Annotated in this window: 6 protein-coding genes; 4 read left to right on the top strand and 2 right to left on the bottom strand. The window is 66.5% G+C overall.

Going from position 1 to position 6,546, the window contains the following annotated elements; all coding sequences use genetic code 11:
* Nucleotides 1-253: 253 nt before the first annotated feature.
* From ACNPP0_RS05060 to ACNPP0_RS05050, 3 genes are all read left to right on the top strand, one after another.
* A complete protein-coding gene (locus ACNPP0_RS05060) occupies nucleotides 254-1,111 on the top strand; it encodes an ABC transporter permease (RefSeq protein WP_104144186.1) in 858 nt (285 codons plus the stop codon).
* Entirely contained in the window at nucleotides 1,108-2,361 is a 1,254-nt protein-coding gene (locus tag ACNPP0_RS05055; protein ID WP_448705180.1) for a quaternary amine ABC transporter ATP-binding protein, read from the top strand. Before ACNPP0_RS05060 ends, ACNPP0_RS05055 begins: the two co-directional genes overlap by 4 nt.
* A 144-nt stretch (nucleotides 2,362-2,505) precedes the next feature.
* A complete protein-coding gene (locus ACNPP0_RS05050; protein WP_104144184.1) occupies nucleotides 2,506-2,880 on the top strand; it encodes a tautomerase family protein in 375 nt (124 codons plus the stop codon).
* 57 nt (nucleotides 2,881-2,937) lie between these two features.
* Here ACNPP0_RS05050 and ACNPP0_RS05045 read toward each other — a convergent pair whose 3' ends face one another.
* Nucleotides 2,938-3,933 carry a tripartite tricarboxylate transporter substrate binding protein gene (locus tag ACNPP0_RS05045; protein ID WP_448705179.1) on the bottom strand — a complete coding sequence of 332 codons (996 nt, stop codon included), beginning with the start codon at nucleotides 3,931-3,933 and terminating at the stop codon, nucleotides 2,938-2,940.
* A gap of 111 nt (nucleotides 3,934-4,044) precedes the next feature.
* Nucleotides 4,045-5,214: a CaiB/BaiF CoA transferase family protein gene (locus ACNPP0_RS05040; protein WP_448705178.1), complete on the bottom strand. Its 1,170-nt coding sequence runs from the start codon at nucleotides 5,212-5,214 to the stop codon at nucleotides 4,045-4,047.
* A gap of 192 nt (nucleotides 5,215-5,406) precedes the next feature.
* Between ACNPP0_RS05040 and ACNPP0_RS05035 the strand changes: the two genes are divergently transcribed.
* Nucleotides 5,407-6,471: an AraC family transcriptional regulator gene (locus ACNPP0_RS05035; RefSeq protein ID WP_332611501.1), complete on the top strand. Its 1,065-nt coding sequence runs from the start codon at nucleotides 5,407-5,409 to the stop codon at nucleotides 6,469-6,471.
* The last annotated feature ends 75 nt before the right edge of the window (nucleotides 6,472-6,546 follow it).

Below are 6,546 nucleotides of genomic sequence, written 5' to 3'. Positions count from 1 at the left end.
CCCCCCCCGGCCGCCTTAAGGGAAAAAGCCCGTTGCGGTCTTTGCATCGGGTTTTTTCCCCTGAGATGGCCGCTGGCCGGGCGCTGGTTGCCCCGCCGCCAGCAAAAGGCGTTGCACCGTATGTGGCCCGCTTTGTGGCCCGCTTTGTGGCCCGCTTTCGTCAAGCAAGCGCCCGGGCCGCATGCCCATCCGGAATCCGGAATGCGTGGTGGCCACCGGCCGCCGGAAAGCGCCCAAGAATGGAGTCGAAACTATGTTTCCTGAAATTATTCCCGCCCGTCAGGTCAGGGCGGCGATCGACGGGTTTGTCGATCACCTGGTCACCAACTACGCGGACACGCTCGAGACCCTGTCTCAGCCGGTTCTGCACGCCCTGGTGTGGTTGGAGCAATTGCTGCGCAGCTCGCCCTGGTGGGCCGTCGTGGCCGTCACCATCGCCATCGCGTGGGGCGTCAGCCGCCGCATCGGCCTGAGCCTGGCGATGGGCGCACTGCTGTGCGTCATCGGCGTGCTGGGCTTGTGGGACGCCGGCATGCAGACGCTGGCGCTGATGATCATGGCCGCCGGCCTGTCGGTGCTGATCGGCATCCCGCTGGGCGTGCTGATGGCGCGCATCAACTGGCTGCGTTCCATCATGCTGCCCGTGCTTGACGTGATGCAGACGATGCCCAGCTTCGTCTACCTGATTCCCGTCGTGATGCTGTTTGGCCTGGGCAAGATCCCCGCCATCATCGCCACCGTGATCTATGCCGTGCCGCCGCTGATCCGCCTGACCGACCTGGGCATCCGCCTGGTCGACCGCGAAGTGCTGGAAGCGTCGCGCGCCTTTGGCGCCAACCCGCGCCAGCAGCTGTTTGGCGTGCAGTTGCCGCTGGCGTTGCCCAACATCATGGCCGGTATCAACCAGACCACGATGATGGCGCTGTCCATGGTGGTGATTGCGTCGATGATCGGGGCGCGCGGCCTGGGCTATGAAGTGTTGCTGGGCATCAACCGTCTGGAAGTGGGCCGTGGCCTGCTGGCGGGTCTGGGTATCGTGGTGCTGGCCGTGCTGTTCGACCGGATCACGCAATCGTATGGACAGCGCATGCGCATGGGAGGCCAGCGATGAGCAAGATCGAAGTCAAGAACATCTACAAGGTCTTTGGATCGCATCCGAAGAAATGGCTGGCGGCCGCCCAGGGTGGCATGAGCAAGGAACAGCTGCTGGCCGAAAGCGGCCACACGCTGGGCCTGCGCGATATCAGCCTGTCGATTGAAGAGGGCAGCATCTACGTCATCATGGGCCTGTCCGGGTCCGGCAAGTCGACGCTGATCCGCCACTTCAACCGCCTGATCGAACCCAGCGCCGGCCACATCCTGGTTGATGGCGTGGACGTCGTCAGCTTGAACAAGCGCGACCTGGAAGTCTTCCGTCAAAAGAAGATGAGCATGGTGTTCCAGCGCTTTGGCCTGTTTCCCCACCGCACCGTGCTGGACAACGCCGCGTACGGCTTGACGGTGCAGGGCGTGGGCAAGACAGAGCGCGAAAAGCGCGCCCGCGACTGGCTTGAGCAAGTGGGCCTGGCCGGTTTTGAAAACCAGTATCCGCATCAGTTGTCCGGCGGCATGCAGCAGCGTGTGGGCTTGGCCCGCGCGCTGGCCACCGATGCCGAAATTCTGCTGATGGATGAAGCGTTCTCGGCGCTGGACCCGCTTATTCGCCGCGAAATGCAGGACCAGCTGCTGCAACTGCAAGCCAAGCTGAACAAGACCATCGTGTTCATCACGCACGATCTGGACGAAGCGCTGCGCCTGGGCAACCGCATCGCCATCCTGAAAGACGGCGAACTGGTGCAGGAAGGCACGCCGGAAGACATTCTGCTGAACCCGGCCAACGACTACGTGCAGTCGTTCCTGCAAGACGTGAACCGCACCAAGGTGCTGAACGCCACGCACGCTGTCAACCCGGCGCGCCTGACCTTGACGATGCGTTCGCGTCCGGCCCACGCGCTGGCCCGCATGCGCGCCATGGACTACGAATACGCCCCGGTGCTGGACGGCAAGCGTCTGGCCGGCGTGTTGACCGCCAAGGCGGCCGAGCAGGCCATCCAGGAAGGCGTGCGCGACGTGTCGCGCTTCGTGGAAGACCTGGCGTCCGTGCCGGCCACGGCCGGCCTGGGCGAAGTGCTGGCGCAATTGGTGCACAGCGACCAACCGGTTGCCGTTACGGGTGAAGACGACGAATTCCTGGGCATGCTGTCGCGCAAGAAGGTCGTTGAACTGGTGACCCCGGCACTGACGGAAAATGCCACGGCCGAGCCGGTCGCGGTCGATCTGGAAGGCCAGCCCGTGCACGAGCCTCGCGACCAGGCCGCCTGATCCTTGTTCGCATCCCTGCGCCCCGGTGTTTCGGAGCGCATTGACTTTGCCCGCGTGCAATCGCTTGCACGCGGGCAAAGTCGTTTTATGATGGCTGGCCGGTCACGCGTCCGGCGTTCCCCGTTCGAATAACCGGAAGCCGTCATGCCCATTTTGAATGTCCAGATCCTGCAAGGCCACTCGGCCGCCCAGAAGGCCGCCTTGTTGCGCGCCGCGTCCGACGCGGTTGTCCAGAGCATTGCCGCGCCGCTTCCCAGCGTGCGCATCGTGTTGCAGGAAGTGCCCGCCGAAAACGTAATCGTGGCCGGTGAAATCGGCAAGCGCATGGTGCGCGTCGACGTGGCGCTGATCGAAGGGCGCGACGAAGCCAAGAAGGCCGCGCTGATCGCCGCGCTGAACCAGGCCGTGTGCACCAGTATCGATATCTCGGGCGAAGACGTCCGGGTGCTGATCCGCGACGTGCCCAAGGTAGACATGGGCGTGGCCAACGGCATCAGCGCCAAGGCCGCCGGCCGTTAAGCTGCCGTTGCCGCACCCGCCGCGCGGACATCCCGCGCGGCTTTCTTGCGCCCGGCCTTATTGCATCTTCAAGCCCAGTTCGGCCACAAAGTGTTTTTCCTCGGCCACCTGCTTGATGGCAAATTCCGTGTACGCCGCGCTGTCCATCAGCATGTGCGGCTGGTCTGCATTGTCCAGCGCGCGGTTGTATTCGGGATCTTGCGAGGCGCGGTGGAAGGCCTTTTGCAGCACGGCGACGATCTTCGGATCCATGCCCTTGGGGCCCGCGATGCCCACGGGATTGGTGGCCACGATGGGGTAGCCCAGTTCGGTCATCGTGGGCACGTCCGGCACGCGCTTGGCGCGAGCGTCGCCCACGATGGCCAACAGCCGTGCGCGGCCCGTGTCGATCATCGGGCCCCAGCCCGCGTCCGACACCATCTGGATGTGGCCGCCCAGCAGCGCCGTCGTTTCCTCGGCCGCGCCCTTGTACGGAATGAAGTTGAACCGCGCCCCGGTCAAGCGCGACAGGCGCTCGATGGCGATGCGGCCAGAGCCGCCCGCGCCCGTGCCGCCGTAGCTGATTTTCTCGGGGTTGGCGCGCGCGTGGGCGATCAGTTCATCCAGCGTTTTCCAGGGTGCATCCTGGCGCACCACGATGCCGTAGGAATAGGCCGTCATGCAGGCGATGTAGGTGAAGTCCTTGACCGGGTCGTAGTTGACCTGTTGCAGGAAGGGGTAGCGAAACAGCGTGCCCACCACGACCGAGATCGTGTAGCCGTCCGGCGCCGCCGCCTGCGCCATCGCGGCCGGCCCCAACGTGCCGCCCGCGCCGGGCCGGTTCGCGATGACGACGGTCTGGCCCAGCTCTTTGGAAGCCGCCACGGCCAGCGCGCGCATCTGCGTATCGGTGGCGCCGCCCGCCGGAAACGGCACGATCAACGTGATGGGGCGCACCGGAAACGTGGCGGCGTGGGCGGCGGGCCAAACGCCCAACGTGGCCGGCAAGATCAGCCCCAGCTTGAGCAGGCTGCGGCGTCGGGGCAAGGCGATGCTGCGAGAGGAATCCGTCATGGTTGTCTCCGTCCTGATTTGTTATGGGGCACGGCAAGGGGCACGGCGAAAGGCACAGCAAGGCACGGCAAGCGTCACAGCAAGGGGCACGGCAACTGCTTCCCGCCGGGCTCAACGCGCAACGCCGCGCGCGGACAGGCTCGCGATGGCGGCGTCGTCATAGCCGGCATCGCGCAGGATCTGGTGGGTGTGTTCGCCCGGCAGCGGCGCCGGGCGTCGGATGGCGAACTGGAAGCCGGACATCTTGACGGGGCTGCCCACCTGCGCGCCGGCCCCGTACTCGGGGTGCCGTGCGGCGTGTACCATGCCGCGCGCGGCGTAGTGGGGGTGCGCCAGGCTTTCGGCCAGCTTCAGCACCGGCGCGACGCAGCAGTCGGCGCCGTCCAGCACTTGCAGCCAATGCGCCAATGGTCGCGACCCAAACAGCTGCTGCAATTCCGACCGCACCAACGCTTGCCGCGTCGCGTCTTCATCCCGATGCAAGGCCCGCAGATCCGGCCGCTCAAGCCTGCGGCACAGGGTGTCCCAGAACTTCGGTTCCAATGCCGCAACGGCCAGATAGCGGCCGTCCTGCGTGCGGTATTGGCCGTAGCACGCCAGCGCGCCCGACAAGGTGTCACCGCCGGCGGGCCGCGTCGCGCCGTGCGCGTTCAGCGTGGCCAGCGGCACCACCGCGCCCGCCAGCAAGCCGTCGGCGATGGCGATATCCACATAGCGTCCGCGCCCCGTGCGCTGCGCATCAACCAGCGCCGCCAGGATGCCCATCACCGCCGTCAGCGACCCGCCCAGAATGTCGGCCACCGGCAGGTTCGACAAGGCCGGCTGGTCCGGCCCGCATCCCATCTGGTCCGCCACGCCCGCCACCGCCGCATAGTTCAGATCATGCCCCGCTGCATCGCATAGCGGCCCGTCTTGCCCGTAGCCCGTGATGCTGCAATACACCAGCCGAGGGTTGTGGCGCGACAGCGTTGCGTAGTCCGCTTTCAGCCGCGCCGTCACGCCGGGCCGGAAACTCTCGATCACCACGTCGGCGTCGCGCGCCAAGGTTGCCAGCGCCGCCTGCCCCTCGGGATGCTTCAGGTCCAGCCGCAGCCCGCGCTTGTTGCGGTTGCACACGGCGCGCAACGCGGGCGGCGCGTAGTCGCCCGCCTGCGTGTCCTCGATCTTGATGACGTCGGCGCCCAGGTCGGCCAGATACTGCGCGCCCAGCGGGCCGGGCAACAATCGTGACAGGTCCAGCACCTTGATGCCCGCAAGCGGGGCGGTGTTCGGCGTATCCAAAGAGGGACTCCGGTAAATACGAAGAGGCAGCCGGCCAGCGGCAAAAGCCAGTCTAGGCGCGGCTTTGCGGCGATCCAATGGCGAAATGGATGATTCCGCTTGGCGGGAATGCTCACGCCGGGCATTCCTTGGCCGCATGCCTTTCGCTACCATCGACCCGAGTCGGTTCGCGCCCCGCCGTAGGAATCCGCCATGACGCATCACACCATCGCCGTGGGGCACATCGCCCAGATACTGCAAGGCGCCCGCACGCGCGGCGTGGACGTGGAACGCGTGTTGCGGCGCGCCCAGGTGCCGCCCGCCCTGTTGCAGGCCCCGCTGGCGCGCGTGTCGCAAGCCCAGTTCGCACAGATCCTGCGGATGTTGCGGCGCGCCACGCGCGATGATTTTCTGGGCATGGGGCGGCATCCGGTGCCGCTGGGCGCCTTCGCCCACGCCTGCCGCCTGGCCTTGCAGGAGGGCACCGTGGGCCAGGCGTTGCGCGTCGCGTTTCGCTACTACCATGGCGTGCTGCGCGACTTCACCGCGCGGCTGTGCGTCAGCGGCGATACCGCGCGCATCGTGCTGGATGCGCGGGGCGCGCCGGACTGTACGCAGTGGTACGGCGAACGCACGTTTCTCTTCTTCACGCTGGGCGTGGCCAACTGGCTGGCGGGGCGTCGCCTGCCCATCCTGGGCGTGGATTACAAAGCCGGCGCGCGTAGCGCCGACGCGCAAAAAGTCTTTCATGCGCCGATACGCTATGGGCGATCCGACACGGGCCTGTGGCTGGAATCGCGTTGGCTGACGCTGCCCGTGGTGCAGGACGCGCAGGCGCTGCACACCTTCCTGGCAAACGCGCCGTTCGACCTGCTGGTGAAATACCAGGACCGCGCCACGCTTACCGATCGCATCCGCCGCCTGCTGCGCAACGACTTGTCCGGGGACCTGCCATCGCTGGCGCAGGTCAGCGCGCAGTTGTCGATGACGCCGCAAACGCTCAGGCGCCATCTGCGCGACGAAGGGCAGGGCTTTCAGGTGCTCAAGGACGATCTGCGGCGCGATGCCGCCGTCGAATATCTGGGCCGTCTGGATCTGTCGCTGGTGGACATCGCCGCGCGGCTGGGGTTTTCCGAACCCAGCACCTTTCATCGCGCGTTCAAGAAATGGACCGGCGTGTCTCCCGGCGAATACCGCCGCACCCAACTGGCCTGCGCGCCGGCCTCGATGCCCGCCCGCGCGCCATCGGCCCCTGACACTTTCCGCCAATCCATTTGACGCCTGCGGCCATTGCCGCGTGGCGAGCCGGGCCGGAAAGTACGGGTTGAGCAAGGGCTGGGCAAGGGTGGCCCA

Source organism: Achromobacter semiaridum (assembly GCF_053543755.1).
This window is presented reverse-complemented; position numbering and strand designations above follow the sequence as displayed.